Raw genomic sequence first — 20,953 nt, 5'->3', positions numbered from 1 at the left:
CCCGGCTGCGGGGGCGGCGGCCGGATCAGAGGTACTGCCCGGTGTTGTGGCCCTCGCCCGACGCCTGCCCCATGCCCGGCATCCCGGGCACCACCCCGCCGGGGCCGCTGGGCAGCGCCTGCCGGCCGGAGCGCATCTGCTCCAACTGGACCCGGGCGGCCATCTGCTGGGCGACCAGCGCCGCCTGGATGCCGTGGAAGAGACCCTCCAGCCAGCCGACCAGCTGGGCGTGGGCGATCCGCAGCTCGCCCTCGCTGGGCGCGCCCTCCTCGGTGAAGGGCAGCGAGATCCGCTCCAGCTCCTCGCGCAGCTCCGGCGCGAGGCCCTCCTTCAGCTCGACGATCGACCGCTCGTGGATCTCGCGCATGCGGTGCCGGCTGGCGTCGTCGAGCGGGGCGGCCTTGACCTCCTCCAGCAGCTGTTTGATCATGCTGCCGATCCGCATCACCTTGGCCGGCTGCTCGACCAGCCGGGTCGGGTCCTCGCCCGGCCCCTCGTCGGTCTGCACGGTGCCGACGGGTTGGCCGTCCGGGCCGACCACCACCACCGTGCCGGAGTGACCGGTGTCCTCGCGGCCCGGCTCGTCGTTCTGTCCAGCGGAGAGCGCTTCGGTCATGGGATCCATCTTTACCCAGCGGCCCCCGCCCATGCGTGCCGGGACCGACTCCCCGGCGTCGAACCACCCGACCGGCACGCTACCGTCGCGCCATGCCCGCCGATCCGCGTGCCGTGCTCACCCGGCCCGCCCCGGAGCCCGACCTGACCGTGGCGTACGGCGACCATCCGGACCAGATCGCCGACCTCCGCGTTCCGGCGGGGAGCGGCCCGGCGCGACCGCTGGTCGTGGTGATCCACGGCGGGTTCTGGCGAGCCGAGTACGACCGGCGCCACACCGGCCCGCTGGCCACCGCCCTGGCCGCGCTGGGGCACCCGGTGGCGCAGGTGGAGTACCGGCGGACCGGGCAGCCGGGCGGTGGCTGGCCGGGCACCCTCACGGACGTGGTGAGCGGTGTCGCGGCGCTGCCGCGGCTGGCCGCCGCCGCGATGCCGGGCCGGGTTTCGGGGGTCGCCCCGATCCTCGTCGGGCACTCGGCGGGCGGGCACCTCGCGCTCCACGTCGCCGGGACGGCGCCGGCGACGGTCGGCGGCGTGCTGGCGCTCGCCCCGGTGGCCGACCTCGCCGAGGCGTACCGGCGGGACCTGGACGACGGTGCCGTGGCGGCGCTGCTGGGCGGAGGGCCGGACGACGTGCCGGAGCGGTACGCGGCGGCGGACCCACGGTCTTTGGTACCGATGCAAACACGCACCGTAGTCGTCCATGGCGCGCAGGATCGGCAGGTGCCGGTGGAGTTGAGCCGGGATTTCGTCGCCACCGCCCGCGCCGCGGGTTCCGATATCTCCCTTATCGAGCTGCCCGAGTGCGAGCATTTCGCACTTATCGACCCCGAGTCGGTGGCCTGGCCGACGGTCGTGGCCGCGTTGCAGTCCCTACACGATGATCACTCGCCGATTGACGCAGCGTCGCCGAGCAGGTAGAACGCCGATGGGGCGGAGAGCCCTGCTCACATATTGGGAAGGATCCCGGTGTCGCAGATGAACCGCAGGCGGGCACTCCAACTGCTGGGCGCGCTCGGTACGACCGGACTCGTCGCGGCGTGCGGCGACGACACCGAGAGCGGACCGGCGGCCGGCCCCAAGAGCCCGATCAAGATCGGCCTGATCGCTCCGCAGGCCGGCGGGTTGAAGGCGATCGGCGAGGAGATCACGAACGGGTTCCAGCTCTTCCTCGACCTGCACGACCAGCAGCTCGGCGGGCACCCGGTCACGTTGATCACCGCCGACGAGGGCGACGGCGCCAAGACCGCCCAGGCGGCCGTCGACGGCCTGCTGAAGCAGGGCGCGCTGGCGCTGACCGGCGTGGTCAACTCGGCCGCCATGCTGGGCATCCGTGACATGGTCGAGGAGGCCCGGGTGCCGCTGATCGGCTCGAACGCCTCGCCGAGCAGCCTGCAGAGCGTCGTCTACATCTGGCGCACCTCGTACGTGCTGGACGAGGCCGGCCGCGCCCTGGGCCGCTACCTGAAGGACCGCCTGCCGGCCAACAGCAAGATCGTGATGATCATGCCGGAGAACGTCGGCGCCCCGGACGTGGTGCGTGGCTTCCGGCAGGAGTTCGGCGCCAGCGACCCGCGCATCGCCGGCGAGGTGGTCTGGACGACCCCCGCCCTCAACCCGGGCAAGACGGCGTTCGTCCAGGACATCCGCAGGGCCCGCAACCGGAAGCCCACCGCGATCTTCTGCTTCTTCGCCGGCGACGCCGGTGTCGAGTTCGTCAAGCAACTGCGCAACGAGGGCTACCGGGGCCCCATCTACGCCCCGGGCTTCCTCACCGAGGGCGCCGCGCTGGACAGCCTCAAGAACGACGCGCTCAACATCCAGACGGCGCTGAACTACTCGGCCGACCTGAACAACGTCGCCAACCGGGTGTTCGCCTCGGCCTACCGGAAGAAGCACAACATCTCGCCGACCACCTACGCGATGGCGTCGTACGACGCCGCGCAGGTGCTGCACCAGGCGATCGGCCTGGCCGGCGACAACCCGGATCGGCAGCAGGTCAACCTCGCACTGGGCAAGCTCGGCCAGATCGACAGTCCGCGCGGCATCTGGCAGTTCAACCAGCCGCGTACGCCGCAGCAGAAGTGGTACCTGCGCCAGGTGCAGCGCGACGGCCAGGTGCTGTCGAACGTCGTCGTCAACGAGCTGGCCACGCTGGGCTGACCACTCCGCTCCGGACCGGACACACCAGGGGCCGGCCTCCCACCGCGGGAGGCCGGCCCCTGGTCGTACGCACACGGCGCCGGGTCAGTGGCGCAGCTCCGCGATGCAGCACTTCACGCTGCCGCCGCCCTTCTTCAGCTCGGCCAGCTCGACCGGCACCGGGCGGTAGCCGATCGACTTCAGCTTGCCGGCCAGCCGGGTCGCCTCACTGTTGAGCACCACGTTCAGGCCGTCGCTGACCAGGTTCAGGCCGAAGGTCAGCGCGTCCTCGTCGTCGGCCACCACGGCCTCGGGGAACAGCTGCGCCAGGACCCGCTGGCTGGCGGCCGAGAACGCACCCGGGTAGTAGACGATGTTGCCGTCGTCGATCGAGGCGAGCGCCACGTCCAGGTGGTAGAAGCGCGGGTCGACCAGGTGCAGCGAGATCACCGGGCGGCCGAGCGCCTCCTGCGCCTCGGCGTGCGCCGGAAGCTCGGTACGGAAGCCGTGCCCGGCGAGGATCAGGCCGCCGTGCGCCTCCGGGACGTACGCGAAGTCGCCCTCGCCCTCGTTGGTCTCGCTCGGCGCGATGAAGCGCCAGCCCTGTGCCTCGTAGAACGCCCGGTGCGCCGCGGCCTCGGCGGCACGCTGCTCATGCTTGAAGCGAGCGCCGTACGCCGTGCCGTCCACCACGAAGGCGCCGTTGGCCGCGTAGACCATGTCGGGCAGGCCACGCTCCGGCGTCAACAGGTGCACCTCGTGGCCGAGCCCGACCAGCGTCTCGCGCAGCCGGTCCCACTGCTTCACGGCCAGCTCCGGGTCGACCGGGGTGGTCACGTCCATCCACGGGTTGATCGCGTACTCGACCGCGAAGTGCTCCGGGGAGCACATGAGATATGTCCGCTTTCGCGGCACTCGCTGCTGGTTCACGGTGACCAAGAGTAGGTATCGTGGAACGTCGGTAACAGCCACAACCATTGCTTCCCAGAGGCGGAACGTTGCAGATCGACGCCGTTGACCAGCGGATCATTGCGTTGCTTGTCGCAGACGCCCGCGCCTCGTACGCCGACATCGGCACCCGGGTGTCACTCTCCGCCCCGGCCGTCAAGCGACGCGTCGATCGACTGCGGGCCACCGGGGTGATCCGGGGATTCACCGCCGTCGTCGACCCCGCCGCCGTCGGCTGGACCACCGAGGCGTTCGTCGAGCTGTTCTGCGCCGGACGCACCACCCCGGCGCAGATCGGCGTCGCGGCCCGCCGACACCCCGAGGTGGTCGGCGCCTACACCGTGTCGGGCGAGGCGGACGCGCTCGTCCACCTGCGGGCGGCCGACATCGCGCACCTGGAGGCGGCGCTGGAGCGGTTGCGGGCCGAGTCGTTCGTGACCTCGACCCGGAGCACCATCGTGCTCTCCCGCCTGGTGGAGTCACCCGGCGTCGGCCCGTCCGCCGGCTGACAGCCGTGCCGCCGCCCGTCCGGCCGGAAGACCACACCGCTTGACCTGAAGCCCGCTTGAGGTTGTCCACTGGTGCCCGGGCAGCACCGACGCCCGGAGGACGAAACCTAGGGAGAGCCGTGCACGCGGTCTGGCTACGGGAATTCGGCGGCCCGGAGGTGCTCGTGCCGGGCCCGGCACCCGATCCGCGGCCGGGCCCGGGGCAGGTGCTGGTCGACGTGGCGCACGCCAACATCACCTTCGTGGAGACCCAGTTCCGGGCGGGCCGGACCGGGCCGTTCGGCGGCACTCCACCGCTGATCCCCGGCAACGGCGTCGGAGGCGTGGTCGCCGCCGTCGGCGTGGGCGTCGACCCGGCGGTCGTCGGCCGACGCGTGGTCAGCGGCACCGGCGGCTCGGGCGGCTACGCCGAGCGGGTCGCCGTGGACGCGACCCTGCCCATCGAGGTGCCGGACGGGCTGGCGCTCGACGCGGCGGTGGCCCTGCTCGCCGACGGGCGTACGGCAACCATGCTGGTCGACACGGTCGGCGTCCGGCCCGGCGACCGAGTGCTGGTGGAGGCGGCCGCCGGCGGGGTGGGCAGCCTGCTGGTACAGCTCGCGGCGGCGGCCGGAGCCCGGGTGGTCGCGGTGGCCGGCGGTCCGCGCAAGGTCGCGCTGCTGGCGGGGCTCGGCGCCACGGTGGCGGTGGACTACCGCGCGCCGGACTGGACCGAGCGCGTCCGGGGCGCCACCGGCGGAGTCGACGTGGTCTTCGACGGGGTCGGCGGCGACATCGGCCGTGCCGCGTTCACCCTGATCGACCCAGGCGGGCGCATGGTCAGCTTCGGGTTGGCCAGCGGCGAGTGGGCCGGGATCCCGACCGAGGACGCCACCGCCCGGGGCGTGACGCTGGTCCGGCCGGAGGTGCCGCCGGCCCGGCTGCGCGCGTACGCCGAGCGGGCGCTGGCGGAAGCCGCGGCCGGGCGGCTCCGGCCGCTGATCGGCCAACGGTTCACGCTGGAGCGGGCCGCCGACGCGCACGCGGCGATCGAGGCCCGCGAGACGGTCGGCAAGACGCTGCTCGACGTCCGGCCCGGGTCCGGCCCCGACGCCGGCTGAGCGGCGCTGTCTGCGCGGCGGTGGGTCCCCGGCGGCGGCGGCGCGGCCGCCGTCAGAGGTACATGCCGGTGCGGTGCTCGCCCTCGTCGCGGCGGACCGGCTTGTCGCCCTCGCCGAAGAACCGCTTGCCGCCGAACTCGCCGTGCAGGCGATCGTCCAGCTCGTCGGCCAGCCCGGTCATCACCTGCACCGCCAACATGAGGTGGGTGGCCTGGAAGTTGCGGCCGAAGACCGGGATCGACGCCCAGACGGTGTCGTCGGCGCAGTAGAGCCGACCGATGGGCATCCGGTTGGTCAGCTCGGAGAGCCGCACGTAGAGCCGCTCCGTCGGCTCGACCTCGGTGAGCACCGGGGAGAAGACGTCGACCAGGGGCGGGTTGTCCCGTACCCGGACGAAGACCATCGCGGAACCGGCCCGGATGTTGATGTCACCGTCCGAGTCGACCTGCAGCCGGTCGGAGTCCGACTTGAGCATCGCGGACACCACCGTCCGCACCCGGTCCTCCAACGCCAGCACGCCGTCCTGCTCCGGCTCGGCGGTGGCCGCCTGGGCCAGCGCCTCGTCCAGGTCGGCCTCGACGTCCGCGTCCGGGCCGAACTCGCTGCGGGCGGTCCCGAGCGGATCGCCGGGCAACGGCTCGCCCTCCGCGTCGTGGATCAGGTAGACGAGGAAGGCCGGGTGCGGGGCGCCGTATACGTCGCGCAGGGTCCGGGACAGCAGGGCCGCGACCCGGGTGGAGTCGGCGGTCGTACCCTCCAGCCCGAAGTAGTCACGGGTGCCCTCGATGACGCCCGGCGGCGACCAGCCCAGCGCGATCATGTCGGCAACCGAGGCCCGGTTCAGTCGGAAGCCCTGCGGCAGGCTGGCGTTGCCCACCGCGCGGGCCGAGAGGCGACCGTCCGCGCCCACGTCCACCCCGATCGAGTAGACGGCGTCGCCGGTGCCGGAGGCGGTCGGGTCGAGGGTCAGCTCGACGTGCGCGCCGGTGGGTAGCGCGGGCAGTCGCGCCGCGAGGGCCCGGGCGAAGTCCTGCCAGGCGTGGGTCACCTTGGCGCGCAGGTCCGCGGTGCTCGCCTCGTCGAGCAGGATCGACTCCGGCTGCTCCGGCTGCGGGCGCGCGCCGCCGGGCGGCTCCGCTGTCGGCGCCGAGGGGTGGTCTGCCGTCATGATCGCCTCCGTCCGTTCCGGTCACCCTACCCACGGGCCGCAGGGGTCGAATCAGGCCCGACCGTGATCGGACAACCCGCCGCCACGCGGCCCGCCGGCGCGTCCGGCGACTGAGCCGGCGGTGGGGTCAGGGGCCGGACGGGTCGACGGTCTCCGCGTCCAGCCCCACCGGCCAGGACGCGGCCAGCGCGCTCAGCCGCTCCGCCGCGACCGCCGGATCCGCGCCGCGACCCACCGCCAGCCCGAGCAGGTACGCGGACACCGGCGCGCCGGGGCGGAGCACCTGGTGGGCGACGTCCTTGGCCAGGTCGAGCACCGTCGGCACCGGCACCTGCGCCGGATCGAGGCTCAGCTCGGCGCAGGCCGCCGTGACCCAGTCGTCCATCAGCGTCATCGCGCCCACTCCTCCGCCCGGCGTACGTCCTGGTCAGTGTCGCAGTCGAACCAGGGTGGCGGGCCCTGCCCGGCCCAGGCCAGCGTTCGCACGGTCAGCCCGCCGAGCAGGGCACGCACGGACGCGCCGCTGAGTGTCCCGCCCCGCGCGGCGGCGAGCCGGTCGAGGGCCGCCCGCAGCGGCGCCACCCGCCACACCCCGCAGAGCGACTGCCGCCGCCCGTCGCCGTCGACGTAGCAGACCCCGTCCGCCTCACCCGGCCCGTCCAGCGCGCGCCGCAGGGCGTCCACCGCCTCCCGGGTGAGCAGCGGCAGATCCGCGGCGAGCAGGGCGACGAGCGGCGTACCGGGGTCGAGCAGGGCGAGCCCGGCCACGGCCGCCGCCACCGGACCGCCACCGGGCGGCTCCTCCCGGGTGACCCGTACGCCCGGCGGCACCGCGTCGGCCGGGCCGACCAGGATCCGCGGCTCCGCGTCGGCGACGGCGGCCAGCACCCGGTCCCGCATCGGTCGGCCGCCGACCGGCAGCGTGGTCTTGTCCACCCCACCCATCCGCCGGGCCGCGCCACCGGCGAGCACCACCGCCGCGTACCTACCCACCCGGTCACGGTAGCCGTGCGGGCGCCCCGGGGTGGGGTGGAGGATGGCGGGATGGGACGGGCCACTGACCGACGCCGCGTACTCCGGATCGACCTCGACGCGACGGCCGACGGCCGCACGTCGGTCCGCCGGCCGGACACCCTCGCGGTGGAGGAGCCGCTGGAGATCCGCGTCGGCGCGGCCGGGCCGGGCCGCCGCCGCCCGCTGGCGGTGACCATGCGGACCCCGGGCGACGACCTCGACCTGGCAGTGGGATTCCTGCTGACCGAGGGGCTGATCCGGTCGACGGACGACGTCCGCACCGCCCAACTCTGCGCGGGGGCGGAGACTCCCAACACGTACAACGTGGTGGACGTGGTGCTCGCCCCCGGCGCGCCCGAGCCGACCATCGACCCGGCGCGGAACTTCTACACCACCAGCTCGTGCGGCGTGTGCGGCAAGGCGAGCATCGACGCCGTCCGGACCCGCTCGCTCTTCCCCGTCGCGGACGACCCGCTCACCGTGCCGGCCGAGGTGTTGGTCGAGCTGCCGGAGCGGCTCCGCGCCGGGCAACGCGGCTTCGACCGCACCGGCGGGCTGCACGCGGCGGGCCTGTTCACCGCCGACGGGGAGCTGGTCCTGTTGCGCGAGGACGTGGGCCGGCACAACGCGGTCGACAAGGTGATCGGGTGGGCGGTCCGCGAACGCCGGCTGCCCCTTGCCGGGCACCTGCTGATGGTCTCCGGGCGGGCCAGCTTCGAGCTGACCCAGAAGGCGTGGATGGCCGGGGTGCCCCTGCTCGCCGCCGTGTCGGCGCCGAGCAGTCTCGCGGTCGACCTGGCCGAGGAGGCCGGGATGACGCTGGTCGGCTTCCTGCGCGGCCGGACGATGAACGTCTACGCGGGCCCGCAGCGCCTCGTCACCCGGTGAACCGGTCGAGCAGCCCCAGGCGCAGCGCGGCGTCGCGGGCGAGCAGGAAGCCGGCGATGCCGAGGATCCAGCCGAGCGCGCTGCCCGCCTTTGCGGTGATCCAGCGGTTGAGCCAGGCGAGCACCGGTGCGATCCGCGTCGGGAAGGCCACCCGGGCGGTCAGCAGCAGCAGCGCCGGCACCACCATGACGAGGCAGTATCCGCCGAGCAGCGCGACCACGGTCGGCCCGTTCACATCGGCCGTGGCCAGCAGGCCCACCGCGGCGAGATAGGGCAGCATCGTCGCCACCTCGGCGAGGGCCGCGAGCAGCGCCAACCCGACCAACCACCGGGCCGACGAGTCCCCCGCGGTCGCCCGGTCACGCCAGCGCAGCACCCCGCCCGTACGCGGCCTGCGCTTCCCGTCGTAGCGGAAGCTCAGCAGGAACAGGCCCACGCCGAGCACGAGCTGCGCCCACAGCACCGGGCGGTGGTCGAGCGCGCCGCCGAGCGCCTCGGCCAACCGGGTGCCGCCCCAGACCAACACCAGTCCCACGGCGAAGTAGAACGCGGCGATCGTGCCGAGATAGACCAGGATCCGCCGGACGCTGACCCGGCCCGGGGCGAGCAGCAGCCAGATCGGGATGAAGAGCGTGCCGATGCTGGTGCTGTCGACCAGGGCCAGCCCGGCGAGGGACAGCAGGAGGCCGAGGCTCATCGGGTCACTGAGGGGGAGACGGGCATCCGGCCATTTTCGTCCGGGCGCGCAACCGCGGCCGAGCAGCCGCCGGCCGGTGGCGGGTGCGCGCCGGGTCAGCGGGTGCGCGCCGGTCAGCGGGTGCGGCGGCGTCGGCGGGGGCGTACGACGCCGGACGGGCGGAACACCGGCCACCCGTCCAGCTCCGACGGCGGCACGCCACGGCGGAGCAGGTCGTCCAGCAGCAGCGCCAGCGAGTAGTCCGGATGCCCGGCGAGCGCCCGTTCCAGTGCGACCGCCGCGAGGGCGCCCTGACCGGCGCGCCACGCCGCGAAGGCCAGCAGGCAGGCCGGCGCGGCGATCAGCCCCGGCTCGGCCCGGCGCAGCACGTCGGTCCAGAGCGCGATGTCCCGGTCCCGCCCGTCGGTGCGTTCCCAGGCGTGGTCACGCACCGGTGTGTGAGCGAGCAGCAGGCTCAGCCAGGCCACCTCGTCGTCGCCGAGTCGCTCCCGGCGGCGCAGGCGACGCAGCGCGTCGCGTACCGCCGCGACCCCGGCCGCGCGGAGCCGGCCGCCGTCCGGCGGGTCTTCCCCGGGCGCTTCGCCCATCAGGCGGGACAGTCGCCGCTCCGCGTCGGCGGTCGCTCGTCGCATCGCCGATCGGGCCGCTCCCTCGACCGGGGCCACCTGCGCCACGAGCGCGGCCCGGTCGGGCAGCGCGACCTGCCCGGCGAAGACGGCGGACGCGGTGACCTCGCTGGCGCCCGGGTCGTAGGGCCGGCCCTGCGGCGGGCAGCAGCCGGACTCCGTGCACACGTAGGACCACCAGCGGTCGCCGGTGACGCGGAGCGCGTCGAGCAGCACGATCCCCGCCCCGGTCAGCGCGGCGCGTACGGCGTCCACGGCCGGGGTCACCCGCTCCGGTGGCCCGTAACCCACGACGGTCGCGGCGTCGGCCCGCTGCCGACGGACGACGCCGGCCAGGTGGCGGGCCGGGCCGGCCAGGTCGGCGGCATCGGGCAGGTCGGCGCGGGCGGCGAAGATGATCCGTCGGCCCCGCAGCGCCACCACGACGACGCTGTCGGCGGGATGGAAGCCGAGCAGGTAGGGCACGGCGGCGAGCAAATCGGCCGGTGAGCGGACGGCGAGCCGAGGGTGGTCCGTCGAGGTCATGTCCGCAGCCTGCGACCCTCGGGGCAGCTCCGGCTGCCCCTGTGGACGACACGCCGCCCATCCACAGACACGCTCCGTGTTTTACCTGCTCAGCGGCGTATCGCAGGTTTCGTTCCACGGCCCGGCAACGCCGGCCCGGTGGAGGTCCCCGCGCCGGGATCGCCGTACGGCCCGACGGGAGGCGTTACCGTGCGCTGATGGACCTCGCGTACCTGCGCGCGCATCCGACCCAGCTGCCGACCTTCCTGACCCACCAACGGATCCGGGAGACGCCGGTCAGCGGCGGCGACATCTGCGCCGCGTCCCGGCTCACCCTCGACGACGGACACTCGGTCTTCGCCAAGACCTGGCCGGAGGGGACCGCCGAGCCGGTGCCGGAGGGCTTCTTCGCCGCCGAGGCGGCCGGGCTGCGCTGGCTGGCCGAGGCCGGGGCGGTACGCGTACCCGAGGTGCTCGTGTCGCTGCCCGGACTGCTGGCCCTGGAGTGGGTGGAGCCCGGCGAGGCGAGCCCGGACGCGGCCGAAAGGTTCGGTCGGGAGTTGGCGGCGCTGCACCGCGCGGGCGCACCGGCCTTCGGCGCCGACTGGACGGGCTTCATCGGTGCGCTGCCGCAGGACAACACACCGGACGACGGCCCCTGGTCCGAGTGGTTCGGGCGGCGACGGCTCCGGCCGTACCTGGACCGCTCGGTGGCCAACGGCGCGCTGGCCGCGCCCGACATCGGCCTGGTCGAGCAGGTCGTCGGCCGGGTGGGCGAGTTCGGCGGTGACGAGCCCCCGGCGCGTGTCCACGGCGACCTGTGGCCGGGCAACGTGCTCTGGGCGGCCGACGACCGGGCCTGGCTGGTCGACCCGGCCGCGCACGGCGGTCACCGGGAGACCGACCTGGCCCAGCTGGCGCTCTTCGGCGGCGCCCCGCACCTGGACCGGATCCTGGCCGCCTACCAGGAGGTCTGGCCGCTCGACGACGGGTGGCGGGAACGGGTCCCGCTGCACCAACTGCACCTGCTGCTGGTGCACACCGCGCTGTTCGGCTCCGCGTACCGCGATGCGGTCAACCGGACGGCCCGTGCCGCCCTCAGCGGGCTGGGGCGCGCTACGGTCGTCGGATGAGCGCCCACCCGACCGGCGGCGTCCTCGTCGACCGGTACGGCCGCGTCGCCCGCGATCTGCGGGTCTCGTTGACCGACAAGTGCAACCTGCGCTGCACGTACTGCATGCCGGCCGAGGGGCTGCCCTGGCTGGCCGGGCCGGAGCTGCTGACCGACGACGAGGTCGTCCGGCTGGTCCGGGTCGCCGTGCTCCGCCTGGGGGTGACCGAGGTGCGGTTCACCGGCGGTGAGCCGCTGATCCGGCCCGGGCTGGCCCGTATCGTCGCCGAGGTGGCGGCGCTCGATCCGCGTCCCACGATCTCGCTGACCACCAACGGCATCGGCCTGGACCGGCTGGCGCCGGCGCTGCGCGCCGCCGGGTTGGACCGGGTGAACGTCTCACTCGACACGCTGGACCCGGCCCGGTTCGCCGAGCTGACCCGCCGGCCGCGCCTCGACGCCGTACTGGCCGGGCTCGCGGGCGCGGCGGCTGCCGGGATCACCCCGGTGAAGATCAACAGCGTGCTGATGCGCGGGGTCAACGACGACGAGGCGCCCGCCCTGCTGCGCTTCGCCCTCGACCACGGCTACGAGCTGCGGTTCATCGAGCAGATGCCGCTCGACGCGCAGCACGGCTGGGACCGTACGACGATGGTGACCGCCGACGAGATCCTCGCGTCGCTGGCCCGGGAGTTCGACCTGCGTACCGACCCGGCGGCGCGCGGCTCCGCGCCCGCCGAGACGTGGCTGGTCGACGGCGGCCCGGCGCGGGTCGGGGTGATCGGCAGCGTCACCCGCCCGTTCTGCGGCGACTGCGACCGCACCCGCCTCACCGCGGACGGCCAGGTGCGCGCCTGCCTCTTCGCCACCGAGGAGTCCGACCTGCGGGGTGCGCTGCGCGCCGGCGTGGACGACGACGGACTCGCCGACCGCTGGCGGCGCGCCATGTGGGGCAAGCGGGCCGGCCACGGCATCGACGACCCGACCTTCCTGCAACCCGCCCGACCCATGTCGGCCATCGGAGGCTGACCGTGACCGACCCGACACCCGCGGCCACCGTCGCGGCGCTACTCACCGTCCGCTACTTCGCGGGGGCGCGCGCCGCCGCCGGCCGCAGCGAGGAGACCGTGCCGGCCGGCCGCTCGCTGGACGACGTCACGGCCGACCTGGCCGACCGCCACGGCGACCGGCTCGCGGCCGTGCTGCGGGTGGCGAGTTTCCTCGTCGACGGCATCGCCTGTCATGATCGTCGGACACCGCTGCCGGCCGGGGCCACGATCGACGTCCTGCCCCCCTTCGCGGGCGGCTGAGGGAGGCGTACGTGCTGTCGGCGCTGGCTTTCGTGGGCGTGATCGCCCTGGTCACCGGCCTCATCCACTTTTACCTGTGGAAGCGGCTGGTCCGCGACACGACCGCGCCGGGTCGCTGGCGACGCGCCGGCGCGGTGGCCGCCCTGGTGCTCGCGCTGCTGATCCCCGCCACCCTGATCGGCACCCGGGCCCGGCTGTACTGGTTGGCCTGGCCCGGCTACCTCTGGCTCGCGCTGATGTTCTACCTCCTGGTGCTGCTCCTGGTGCTGGAGGTGCCGATGCTGGTGGCCCGGCTGGTGCTGCGCCGCCGGGCGGTCGCCGCCGAGTCCACCGCCGCCGCGCCCGAACCGGCCCTGGTCGGTGCCGCCGGGCCCGCCGACCCGCCGGCCACGGAGGCGGTCGCACAGCCCGATCACGACGCGTCCCGCCGGTTGCTGCTCGCGCGCGGGGCCGCCATCTTCGCCGGCCTCACCGCCGCCGGCGTCACGGGGTACGGCGTCCGCAACGCCCTCGGCCCGCCGGAGCTGGACCGGGTCCGCATCCCGCTGGCCCGGCTGCCCAGGAGCATGGACGGCCTGCGGATCGCCACGGTCTCCGACATCCACCTCGGGCCGCTGCTCGGCCGGGCGCACACCGAGCGCATCGTCTCCATGATCAATGGGCTCGACGCCGACCTGGTCGCGGTCGTCGGTGACCTGGTCGACGGCACGGTCGCGGAGCTGGGGCCGGCGGCGGCACCGCTGCGCGACCTGCGCTCCCGGTACGGCAGCTTCTTCGTCACCGGCAACCACGAGTACTACTCCGGGGCGGAGGAGTGGGTGCGGGAGGTGGACCGGCTCGGCCTGCGGGTGCTCCAGAACCAGCGGGTGGAGATCGCCGCCCGGGGCGGAGTGCTGGACCTGGCCGGCGTGAACGACCCGTCCGGCGGCGAGCTGGGCTCGGCCGACGGGCCGGACTACGCGGCCGCGCTCGGTGACCGCGACCCGTCCCGCCCGATCGTGCTGCTCGCCCACCAGCCGGTCGTCGCGGTCGAGGCGGCGAAGTACGGCGTCGACCTGCAACTGTCCGGGCACACCCACGGCGGCCAGATCGCGCCGTTCAACCTGGCCGTCAAGCTCGAACAGCCGGTGGTCTCCGGGCTGGGCCAGGTCGACGGCACCAAGGTGTACGTCACCAACGGCGCCGGCTTCTGGGGCCCACCGGTCCGCGTCGGCGCGAATCCCCAGATCACCCTGGTGGAGCTGCGCGCACCGTGAGACGTCCGCGCATTGCGCGGGTCACGTGTGTGCGTGGCGGCGGGCGGCTCACCGGCCGGGCGTGACAGGATGCGGCGTGCCTCCGTTCAGCGCCGCACCCCCCGGTGGCCTCCCGCCGTTCGTCGCGGACCTGCACATCCACTCGAAGTACTCCCGCGCGTGCAGCCGCGACCTCACCCTCCCCAACCTTGGCTGGTGGGCCCGGCGCAAGGGCATCGGCCTGCTCGGCACCGGAGACTTCACCCACCCCGCCTGGTACGACCACCTGCGCGAGACGCTCCACCCGGCCGAGCCCGGCGTCTACCGGCTCAGCCCCGAGGCGGAGCGGGACATCGCGCGGCGGCTGCCGCCCCGGCTGGCGAGCGAGGCCGAGAGCGACCCGGTGCGGTTCCTGCTCAGCGTCGAGATCTCCACGATCTACAAGCGGGACGACCGGACACGCAAGGTCCACCACCTCGTCTACCTGCCCGACCTGGACGCCGTGGGACGGTTCAACACCGCGCTCGGCCGGATCGGCAACCTCGGCTCGGACGGCCGCCCGATCCTGGGCCTCGACTCCCGGGACCTGCTGGAGATCACGCTGGAGGCCAGCCCGGACGGCTACCTGGTGCCGGCGCACATCTGGACGCCCTGGTTCTCGGCGCTCGGCTCGAAGTCCGGCTTCGACGCGATCGCCGACTGCTACGCCGACCTCGCCGAGCACATCTTCGCCGTGGAGACCGGGCTCTCGTCGGACCCGGAGATGAACTGGCGGGTCGGCAGCCTCGACGCGTACCGGCTGGTGTCCAACTCGGACGCCCACTCGCCGCCCGCCCTGGCCCGGGAGGCCACCGTCTTCGCGACGGCACGCGACTACTTCGCCGTGCGCGACGCGCTGCGCACCGGTGACGGTCTGGCCGGCACCATCGAGTTCTTCCCGGAGGAGGGGAAGTACCACGCGGACGGCCACCGCCTCTGCGGCGTCAACTGGGCTCCGGAGCGGACGCGGGCGGCCGGCGGCCGCTGCCCCGAGTGCGGCAAGCCGCTGACCGTCGGTGTGCTGAGCCGGGTGGAGGAGCTGGCCGACCGCCCGGAGGGCCACCGGCCGTCCCATGCCCGCGAGGTGACCCACCTCGTGCCGCTGGCCGAGATCCTCGGCGAGATCAACGGTGTGGGTGCCCGCTCCAAGAAGGTCGAGGGAAAGCTCAACGACCTGCTCGCGGCGCTCGGTCCCGAGCTGGAGATCCTGACCCGCACCCCGCTCGACGACCTCGCGCGGGTCGGTGGCGAACTGCTCGCCGAGGGGGTCGGCCGGCTGCGTCGGGGCGACGTGCGACGGGTGCCCGGCTACGACGGCGAGTACGGCGTCATCACCCTGTTCGACCCGACCGAGCTGCCCGGCAGGTCGGGCGGCGCGCAGGCGGAGACGCTCTTCGACGTACCCGTGCCGGCGCCCCGCAAGCCCGCGGAGGCGGCGCCGAAGGCACGGACCGCGCGCCCGGCGGCGGCCAGGGCCGAGCCGAAGCGGAAGGCCACCCCGCCGCCCCCGCCCCCGATCGCCCCGCCGCCGTCGCCGCACGAGCCGTTCGAGCCGATGCTGGCCGGCATGGAGGAGGTCGGCACCGGCCTGCTGGACCGGCTCGACGCGATGCAGCGGGTGGCCGCCTCCGCGCCGGGCGGGCCGCTGCTCATCGTGGCCGGCCCGGGCACCGGCAAGACGCGGACGCTCACGCACCGGATCGCGTACCTGTGCGCCGAGCTGAACGTCTTCCCCGAGCAGTGCCTGGCGATCACGTTCACCCGGCGGGCCGCCGAGGAGCTGCGCCACCGCCTCGACGGACTGCTCGGCCCGGTCGCCGAGGACGTCACCGTCGGCACCTTCCACTCCCTCGGGCTGACGATCCTGCGCGAGAACGCCGGGGCCGCCGGGCTGCCCGTGGACTTCCGGATCGCCGACGACGCCGACCGCGCGGCGGCCCGCGCCGAGGCCGGTGACGACCCGACGGCGTACGCGGCGCTGCTGCGCAAGCAGGACCTCGTCGACCTGGACGAGCTGCTCACTCTGCCGGTGGCGCTGCTGCGCGACGACCCGAAGCTGGTGGCGCACTACCGGGACCGGTGGCGGTGGGTCTTCGTCGACGAGTACCAGGACGTCGACGCGGTGCAGTACGAACTGCTGCGCCTGCTCAGCCCCGCCGACGGCAACCTCTGCGCGATCGGCGACCCCGACCAGGCCATCTACTCGTTCCGGGGCGCCGACGTCGGCTACTTCCTGCGCTTCTCCCAGGACTTCACCGACGCCCGACTGGTTCGGCTGAACCGCAACTACCGGTCGTCGGCACCGATCCTGGCCGCCGCGGTGCAGGCCATCGCGCCGTCGTCGCTGGTCCGCGGCCGTCGGTTGGACCCGGCCCGGCTCGACCCGGAGGCGCCGCTGGTCGGCCGCTACCCCGCGGCGTCCGTCGCCGACGAGGCCGATTTCGTCGTACGCACCATCGACGACCTGGTAGGCGGTCTCTCCCACCGGTCGCTGGACTCCGGTCGCATCGACGGACGCGCCACGTCGCTCGCGTTCTCCGACATCGCCGTGCTCTACCGCACCGACTCGCAGGCCGCGCCGATCCTGGACGCGCTGGCCCGGGCCAACATCCCGGTGCAGAAGCGCTCGCACGACCGGCTCCGGGACCGGCCCGGCGTGGCCGCGATCGCCCGCGAGCTGCGGCACGCCGACGGGCTCGGCGGCGACCTGCCCGCCCGGGTACGCCTCGCCGGCCAGGTGCTCGCCGACCGGTTCGCGACGCCCACGCTGGACGGGTCGGGCACGGTCCGGCCGGAGGAGGTCCGGACGGCGGTCGACCTGCTCACGCCGCTGGCCCGACGCTGCGGCGACGACCTGCCGCTGTTCCTCTCCCAACTGGCCACCGGCGCCGAGGTGGACGCGCTGGACCCGCGGGCCGAGGCGGTCACCCTGCTCACCCTGCACGCCGCCAAGGGGCTGGAGTTCCCGGTGGTCTTCCTCGTGGGCGCGGAGGACGGGCTGCTGCCGCTGCGCTGGCCCGGCGCCACGCCGGACGAGGACGCGATCGCCGAGGAGCGGCGGCTCTTCTTCGTCGGGCTGACCCGGGCCCAGGACCGCCTCTACGTCAGCCACGCCGCCCGGCGCACCCGTCAGGGCAGCGAACGGGAGTGCGCGCCCTCGCCGTTCCTCGACTCCATCGACCCGGGCCTGTTCGAACGGTTCGGCGAAGCCGAACCCCGCCGCCCCAAGGACCGCCAACTCCGCCTGATCTAACCCCCCGCCCCCCTCCTCCCGCCGCCCGCCCGCCCCCGCTCGCGATCTTGCAGTTTCGGCCCCCGGGTTGCGGCATTCGCCCCTTTCGTTGGGGCACAAAGTGCAAGATCGCGGGAGCGGGTCAGGGGAGCAGGGTGGCCAGCCAGGTGCCGGTCAGCAGGGCCGGGCCGAGGGGTAGCGTCGTGTCGCGCCGCACCCGGCGGGTCGCGAGCAGCATCAGCACCAGCAGGCCGTGCAGCAGGTGCGGCAGCAGCAGTCCGAGCCACAGGGTCGGCCAGCCGAGCCAGCCGAGTGGCAGGCCGAGCACGGTGGCGAGCTTGACGTCCCCGAAGCCGAGCCGCGACCGGGGCAGCAGCGCGAGCACGACGTGCGTACCGCCGGCCACCAGCGCACCGAGCAGTGCGCCGAGCAGGCGGTCCGGCGTTCCGGTCACCAGCGCGACACCGGTCAGACCGAGGCCGGCGACCAGCGCCGCCGCACCGACCAGCGCATCGGGTAGCCGCAGGCAGGCCCGGTCGACCAGGGCCAGCACCAGGCCGACCGCCGCCAGCGCGAGGAACACCGGCAGGACGGGGTCGATCCCCAGGGCGACGGTCAGGCCGCCGAACACGATCGCGCCCGCCACGACCGTCCCGACGCCGCCGCGAATCGACGGCCCAGCGCCGGGGACGGGAAGCGCCGGGCCGGGCAGGGGCGGCCGCACCCCGACCACCGGGGGGAGGGCCGCGACGACACGCCGGGCCAGGCGCGGGGCGCCGAGCCCGACCAGGGCGCCGAGAAGGACAGCGACGATCGACGGGCCGGCGGGCACCGGCCGGACGTTACCGGCGCGCCGGTTCCGCCGTGGACCCCGTGCCCGAACGGCGGGGTCTCTCGGTGCTCACGACCAGAGCGACACCGGCCACGATCACGGCGCCGCCGACCAGCACCTGTGGGGTGATCGGTTCGGCGACCAGCACCGCGCCGAGCACGACCGCCACCGCCGGGTTGACGTAGGCGTACGTCGCGACGAGCGAGATCGGGGCGTGGTGCAGGAGCCAGACGTACGCGGTGAAGGCGACCAGCGAGCCGGCGACCATCAGGTAGCCGAGCGCGAGCCACGAGCGGAGGCTGACCTGGGCCGGATCGAAGCCGACCAACTCGCCCCGACCGACCGCGAGGACGGCGAGGACCAGCGCGCCGGCCAGCATCTCGTAGACGGTGGCGACGAACGGGTCGTCGGGCATCCGGATGCGCCCGGAGAGGAACGAGCCGACCGACCAGCAGGCGGCCCCCACGACGACGGTGAGCGCGCCGACGAGCGGTACGGCGTCGGTGCCGCCGCCCGGCAGCACGAGGAGGACGAGGCCGACGAAGCCGACGCTGACGCCGCCGAACGTCCAGAGTCGGGGCCGGTCCCCGGTGGCCGACCGGAGCAGCACGACCAGCAGCGGCACGGTGGCGACCAGCAGCGCGGCGATGCCGGAGGGCAGCGCGACCCCGGGCGGCCCGGACTCGGCCAGCACCACCAGCCCGTTGCCGCCGGCGAGGAGGAGGATCCCGACCAGCGCGGCGGCGCCGAGCTGACGGCGGTCGACGCGGAGCGCGCCGGGCCCCCGCCGCAGCCGCAGCACGAGCGCCAGCACCACCGCCGCGGCGGCGAACCGTGCCGCTGCCGAGGCGAGCGGCGGAAGGGTCTCCACCGCGATGCGGATGCCCAGGTAGGTGGATCCCCAGAGCACATAGACCACGATCAGGGCGGTCCAGATCAGGGCGGGCGCGGCGGCCGGGGCGGCGGCGACGGTGGCGTCCACGGAGGGGACGTCGGACCGGGACGCACTTGGCGGAGTCGAGCTCATCGCTGGTCCACGCTACGGTGACGTCGGCGTCGGCGTCCCACCTTGGTGGCCGGCCTCACCACTCGCGCAGGAGGCGTGCATGGCGAACTACGGATCACCGGGAGGCGGCTCCCCGGACCCGTGGCACGAGCAGGGGGCCTACCCGACGCACGGGCACGACGACCGGGCCTACCGCCCCGCCGATCCCGATCCGCGTTACGGCGAGGGCCCGCGCTACGACGAGCACGCGCGCTACGGCACGGGATCGCCCTACGGCGAGCAGCCCCGCTACGACGAGGCGCCCACCTACGGCGGTGCCGCGCCACGTTACGGCGAGAGCCCGCACTACGGCGAGAGCCCGCGCTACGACCAGGGCCCGGTCTACGGCACCCGGCCGCACGGACCGACCGTCACGCCGGGATACGCCACCTCCTTCCCGGGCCCGGGTGACGCCGCCGTGACGTACGCGGAGGATCCCGCGCCGCCGCCGAAGCGGCGCGGGCCGCTGATCGCGGTGCTGGTGGTGCTCACGCTGCTCGTGCTGGGCGGCGGGGCGACGGCCTTCGTCCTGCTGGACGGGGACGACGCGGCGCCGGTGGCCGCGCCGACCGAGCCGGCCGCGGGTGCGGGCGCGGACCCGGACGTGAGCGCCGATCCGGCCGAGCCCACCGACGTGCCGAGCGACCCGGCGCCGGAGTCGTCGGCCGACCCGCGGTTCGTCAAGGTCGGCCAGTGCGTCCGCAACGAGGGACCGGCCGGCGGCAAGCCGAAGCTGCTGATCAGTGACTGCGCCCCGAAGACGTACGAGGTGCTGCGCCGCGTCGACGGCGCGACCAGCGGGGAGAAGGACGCCGAGGCGAAGTGCGCCAAGGTGACCGGCTACACCAACTGGTACTTCTTCGACAGCGAGCTGGACACCCTCGACTTCGTGCTCTGCCTGAAGCAGCGCTGATCCGCCGTACCCCTGGGGATGAGATGACGACCTACGGACCACCCGGCCGACCCGACGACGAGCCCACGCAGTCCCAGTGGGCGCCGCCTCCGGCCGGCGACGAGCCACCCACCCAGCCCCAGCCGGCGACGCCGCCGACCGCAGCCGAGCCGCCCACCCAGCCGCAGCCGGCCGCCGAACCACCGATGCGCTCCGAGTGGGCGCCGCCACCGGCGGGCGCGGAGCCACCGACCCGACCTGAGCCGATGCCGCCCGTCGGTGGGGAGTCGCCGACCGCGCCGCTGTGGGGTCCACCGGCGGCGGGATCGGCGCAACCACCGACCTCGGGCGCGGGCTATCCGCCGCCCGGCAGCCCGGGTGGTTACCCGCCACCGGGAGGCGCGGCCGGTTACCCGCCACCGGGCAGCCCGGCGGGCCCGCCGCCACCCGGGCCGTTCCCGCCGGCCGGGCCGACGCCCGCCCCCACCGCCGGCACCCCGTTCCCGCCGCCCGGGCCGACGCCCGGCCCGTGGGGCGCTCCCCCGCCTCCGCCCGGTTACGGGATGCCTCCGGTCCCGCCGCCCGGGAAGCGGAACGGGGGAAAGATCGCCCTGATCATCGGTCTGGTCGTGCTGCTCCTGCTCTGCCCGTGCGTCGGGCTCGTCGGTTGGGCGGTGTGGCGGGTGGCGGACGACTCGACGACGAGCGCGAGCCCGTCGGTGAGCGAGCCCGCCCTGCCGACCAGGGCCCCGACGAGTGCGGCCCCGAGCCCGGATCGTGACGAGTTCGCGAAGGGCGACTGCCTGGTCAACGACGGCACGGACGACGACGCCCAGCTGCGGAAGGTGCCCTGCGGCCCGAACACGTACGAGGTGCTGCTGAGGATTCCGGCGACGACCGACGGCGACCGGTGCGAGACCCTCGCGCCGCAGGCCACGGCGAACTACGTGCACGACAACACGATCGACGTGCTGGACTACGTGCTCTGCCTCCGAGAGCGGTAGTCGTCGGCCTCATAGCCGAAACTAGGGCTGTCTAGCGTAGAC

At 74.6% G+C, this 20,953-nt stretch carries 21 protein-coding genes; 12 read left to right on the top strand and 9 right to left on the bottom strand.

Annotated features, from left to right (window positions below):
• Window positions 1-25 precede the first annotated feature (25 nt).
• The gene (locus GA0070620_RS22435) at window positions 26-625 is read right to left on the bottom strand and encodes a bacterial proteasome activator family protein (RefSeq protein ID WP_091599192.1); all 600 of its coding nucleotides are present in this window, start codon (window positions 623-625) and stop codon (window positions 26-28) included.
• 83 nt (window positions 626-708) lie between these two features.
• Here GA0070620_RS22435 and GA0070620_RS22430 point away from each other — a divergent pair, with 83 nt between their 5' ends.
• Together GA0070620_RS22430 and GA0070620_RS22425 are read left to right on the top strand one after the other, a co-directional pair.
• The gene (locus GA0070620_RS22430; protein ID WP_091593918.1) at window positions 709-1,536 is read left to right on the top strand and encodes an alpha/beta hydrolase family protein; all 828 of its coding nucleotides are present in this window, start codon (window positions 709-711) and stop codon (window positions 1,534-1,536) included.
• Window positions 1,537-1,584: 48 nt separating this feature from the next.
• Window positions 1,585-2,778 (top strand): ABC transporter substrate-binding protein, encoded by a 1,194-nt coding sequence (locus GA0070620_RS22425; protein WP_091593916.1) that lies wholly within the window; start codon window positions 1,585-1,587, stop codon window positions 2,776-2,778.
• Window positions 2,779-2,862: 84 nt separating this feature from the next.
• Here the strand turns inward: GA0070620_RS22425 and ddaH are convergent, their stop codons facing one another.
• Window positions 2,863-3,696, bottom strand: a complete 834-nt coding sequence (gene ddaH / locus GA0070620_RS22420; RefSeq protein ID WP_197677477.1) for a dimethylargininase — start codon at window positions 3,694-3,696, stop codon at window positions 2,863-2,865.
• 59 nt (window positions 3,697-3,755) lie between these two features.
• Here ddaH and GA0070620_RS22415 point away from each other — a divergent pair, with 59 nt between their 5' ends.
• Together GA0070620_RS22415 and GA0070620_RS22410 are read left to right on the top strand one after the other, a co-directional pair.
• On the top strand, window positions 3,756-4,214 hold the full coding sequence (locus tag GA0070620_RS22415) for an Lrp/AsnC family transcriptional regulator (RefSeq protein WP_091593913.1): 459 nt from the start codon (window positions 3,756-3,758) through the stop codon (window positions 4,212-4,214).
• A gap of 119 nt (window positions 4,215-4,333) precedes the next feature.
• Window positions 4,334-5,314, top strand: coding sequence for a zinc-binding dehydrogenase (locus GA0070620_RS22410; RefSeq protein WP_091593911.1), 981 nt, complete (start codon window positions 4,334-4,336; stop codon window positions 5,312-5,314).
• Window positions 5,315-5,366: 52 nt separating this feature from the next.
• Here the strand turns inward: GA0070620_RS22410 and GA0070620_RS22405 are convergent, their stop codons facing one another.
• From GA0070620_RS22405 to mobA, 3 genes are all read right to left on the bottom strand, one after another.
• Window positions 5,367-6,482: a T3SS (YopN, CesT) and YbjN peptide-binding chaperone 1 gene (locus tag GA0070620_RS22405; protein ID WP_091593907.1), complete on the bottom strand. Its 1,116-nt coding sequence runs from the start codon at window positions 6,480-6,482 to the stop codon at window positions 5,367-5,369.
• Between the two features lie 127 nt (window positions 6,483-6,609).
• Window positions 6,610-6,876, bottom strand: coding sequence for a DUF6457 domain-containing protein (locus GA0070620_RS22400; protein WP_091599189.1), 267 nt, complete (start codon window positions 6,874-6,876; stop codon window positions 6,610-6,612).
• Window positions 6,873-7,475: a molybdenum cofactor guanylyltransferase gene (gene mobA, locus GA0070620_RS22395; RefSeq protein ID WP_091593906.1), complete on the bottom strand. Its 603-nt coding sequence runs from the start codon at window positions 7,473-7,475 to the stop codon at window positions 6,873-6,875. Before mobA ends, GA0070620_RS22400 begins: the two co-directional genes overlap by 4 nt.
• 51 nt (window positions 7,476-7,526) lie before the next feature.
• On the opposite strand from mobA, the gene fdhD reads away from it, so the two are divergent.
• On the top strand, window positions 7,527-8,384 hold the full coding sequence (fdhD, locus tag GA0070620_RS22390) for a formate dehydrogenase accessory sulfurtransferase FdhD (protein WP_091593902.1): 858 nt from the start codon (window positions 7,527-7,529) through the stop codon (window positions 8,382-8,384).
• Here the strand turns inward: fdhD and GA0070620_RS22385 are convergent.
• Together GA0070620_RS22385 and GA0070620_RS22380 are read right to left on the bottom strand one after the other, a co-directional pair.
• Complete coding sequence (locus GA0070620_RS22385; protein ID WP_091599186.1) at window positions 8,374-9,081, bottom strand: GAP family protein; 708 nt, start codon at window positions 9,079-9,081, stop codon at window positions 8,374-8,376. The genes fdhD and GA0070620_RS22385 overlap by 11 nt on opposite strands.
• Before the next feature lie 113 nt (window positions 9,082-9,194).
• The gene (locus GA0070620_RS22380; protein ID WP_091593900.1) at window positions 9,195-10,232 is read right to left on the bottom strand and encodes a DUF4192 domain-containing protein; all 1,038 of its coding nucleotides are present in this window, start codon (window positions 10,230-10,232) and stop codon (window positions 9,195-9,197) included.
• A gap of 197 nt (window positions 10,233-10,429) precedes the next feature.
• On the opposite strand from GA0070620_RS22380, the gene GA0070620_RS22375 reads away from it, so the two are divergent.
• The 5 genes from GA0070620_RS22375 to GA0070620_RS22355 all read left to right on the top strand — a co-directional run bounded on the left by GA0070620_RS22375 (window position 10,430) and on the right by GA0070620_RS22355 (window position 17,159).
• Window positions 10,430-11,344 (top strand): fructosamine kinase family protein, encoded by a 915-nt coding sequence (locus GA0070620_RS22375; RefSeq protein WP_091593898.1) that lies wholly within the window; start codon window positions 10,430-10,432, stop codon window positions 11,342-11,344.
• Complete coding sequence (gene moaA, locus GA0070620_RS22370; protein ID WP_091593896.1) at window positions 11,341-12,351, top strand: GTP 3',8-cyclase MoaA; 1,011 nt, start codon at window positions 11,341-11,343, stop codon at window positions 12,349-12,351. Before GA0070620_RS22375 ends, moaA begins: the two co-directional genes overlap by 4 nt.
• A gap of 2 nt (window positions 12,352-12,353) precedes the next feature.
• Entirely contained in the window at window positions 12,354-12,632 is a 279-nt protein-coding gene (locus tag GA0070620_RS22365) for a MoaD/ThiS family protein (RefSeq protein ID WP_231921907.1), read from the top strand.
• A gap of 11 nt (window positions 12,633-12,643) precedes the next feature.
• A complete protein-coding gene (locus tag GA0070620_RS22360) occupies window positions 12,644-13,888 on the top strand; it encodes a metallophosphoesterase (RefSeq protein ID WP_091593894.1) in 1,245 nt (414 codons plus the stop codon).
• 76 nt (window positions 13,889-13,964) lie between these two features.
• Window positions 13,965-17,159, top strand: a complete 3,195-nt coding sequence (locus tag GA0070620_RS22355; protein WP_091593892.1) for a UvrD-helicase domain-containing protein — start codon at window positions 13,965-13,967, stop codon at window positions 17,157-17,159.
• Window positions 17,160-17,280: 121 nt separating this feature from the next.
• Here GA0070620_RS22355 and GA0070620_RS22350 read toward each other — a convergent pair whose 3' ends face one another.
• Window positions 17,281-17,970 (bottom strand): prepilin peptidase, encoded by a 690-nt coding sequence (locus tag GA0070620_RS22350; protein ID WP_091593890.1) that lies wholly within the window; start codon window positions 17,968-17,970, stop codon window positions 17,281-17,283.
• 10 nt (window positions 17,971-17,980) lie between these two features.
• Window positions 17,981-18,952: an EamA family transporter gene (locus GA0070620_RS22345; RefSeq protein ID WP_231921906.1), complete on the bottom strand. Its 972-nt coding sequence runs from the start codon at window positions 18,950-18,952 to the stop codon at window positions 17,981-17,983.
• A gap of 481 nt (window positions 18,953-19,433) precedes the next feature.
• On the opposite strand from GA0070620_RS22345, the gene GA0070620_RS22340 reads away from it, so the two are divergent.
• The gene (locus GA0070620_RS22340; protein ID WP_091599177.1) at window positions 19,434-19,928 is read left to right on the top strand and encodes an LppU/SCO3897 family protein; all 495 of its coding nucleotides are present in this window, start codon (window positions 19,434-19,436) and stop codon (window positions 19,926-19,928) included.
• 590 nt (window positions 19,929-20,518) lie between these two features.
• Window positions 20,519-20,911, top strand: a complete 393-nt coding sequence (locus GA0070620_RS34160) for an LppU/SCO3897 family protein (RefSeq protein ID WP_091599174.1) — start codon at window positions 20,519-20,521, stop codon at window positions 20,909-20,911.
• Window positions 20,912-20,953 lie beyond the last annotated feature (42 nt).

Origin of the sequence: Micromonospora krabiensis (assembly GCF_900091425.1) — a bacterium.
In the GTDB taxonomy this organism is placed as follows: Bacteria; Actinomycetota; Actinomycetes; order Mycobacteriales; family Micromonosporaceae; genus Micromonospora; species Micromonospora krabiensis.
This window is presented reverse-complemented; position numbering and strand designations above follow the sequence as displayed.

Bases quoted from the DNA above. Each gene is read 5' to 3' on its own strand.
- GA0070620_RS22405 (WP_091593907.1), bottom strand. From the start codon at position 6,482: ATGACGGCAGACCACCCCTCGGCGCCGACAGCGGAGCCGCCCGGCGGC.
- moaA (WP_091593896.1), top strand. From the start codon at position 11,341: ATGAGCGCCCACCCGACCGGCGGCGTCCTCGTCGACCGGTACGGCCGC.
- GA0070620_RS22385 (WP_091599186.1), bottom strand. From the start codon at position 9,081: ATGAGCCTCGGCCTCCTGCTGTCCCTCGCCGGGCTGGCCCTGGTCGAC.
- GA0070620_RS22400 (WP_091599189.1), bottom strand. From the start codon at position 6,876: ATGACGCTGATGGACGACTGGGTCACGGCGGCCTGCGCCGAGCTGAGC.
- GA0070620_RS22430 (WP_091593918.1), top strand. From the start codon at position 709: ATGCCCGCCGATCCGCGTGCCGTGCTCACCCGGCCCGCCCCGGAGCCC.
- fdhD (WP_091593902.1), top strand. From the start codon at position 7,527: ATGGGACGGGCCACTGACCGACGCCGCGTACTCCGGATCGACCTCGAC.
- GA0070620_RS22435 (WP_091599192.1), bottom strand. From the start codon at position 625: ATGGATCCCATGACCGAAGCGCTCTCCGCTGGACAGAACGACGAGCCG.
- GA0070620_RS22375 (WP_091593898.1), top strand. From the start codon at position 10,430: ATGGACCTCGCGTACCTGCGCGCGCATCCGACCCAGCTGCCGACCTTC.
- GA0070620_RS22380 (WP_091593900.1), bottom strand. From the start codon at position 10,232: ATGACCTCGACGGACCACCCTCGGCTCGCCGTCCGCTCACCGGCCGAT.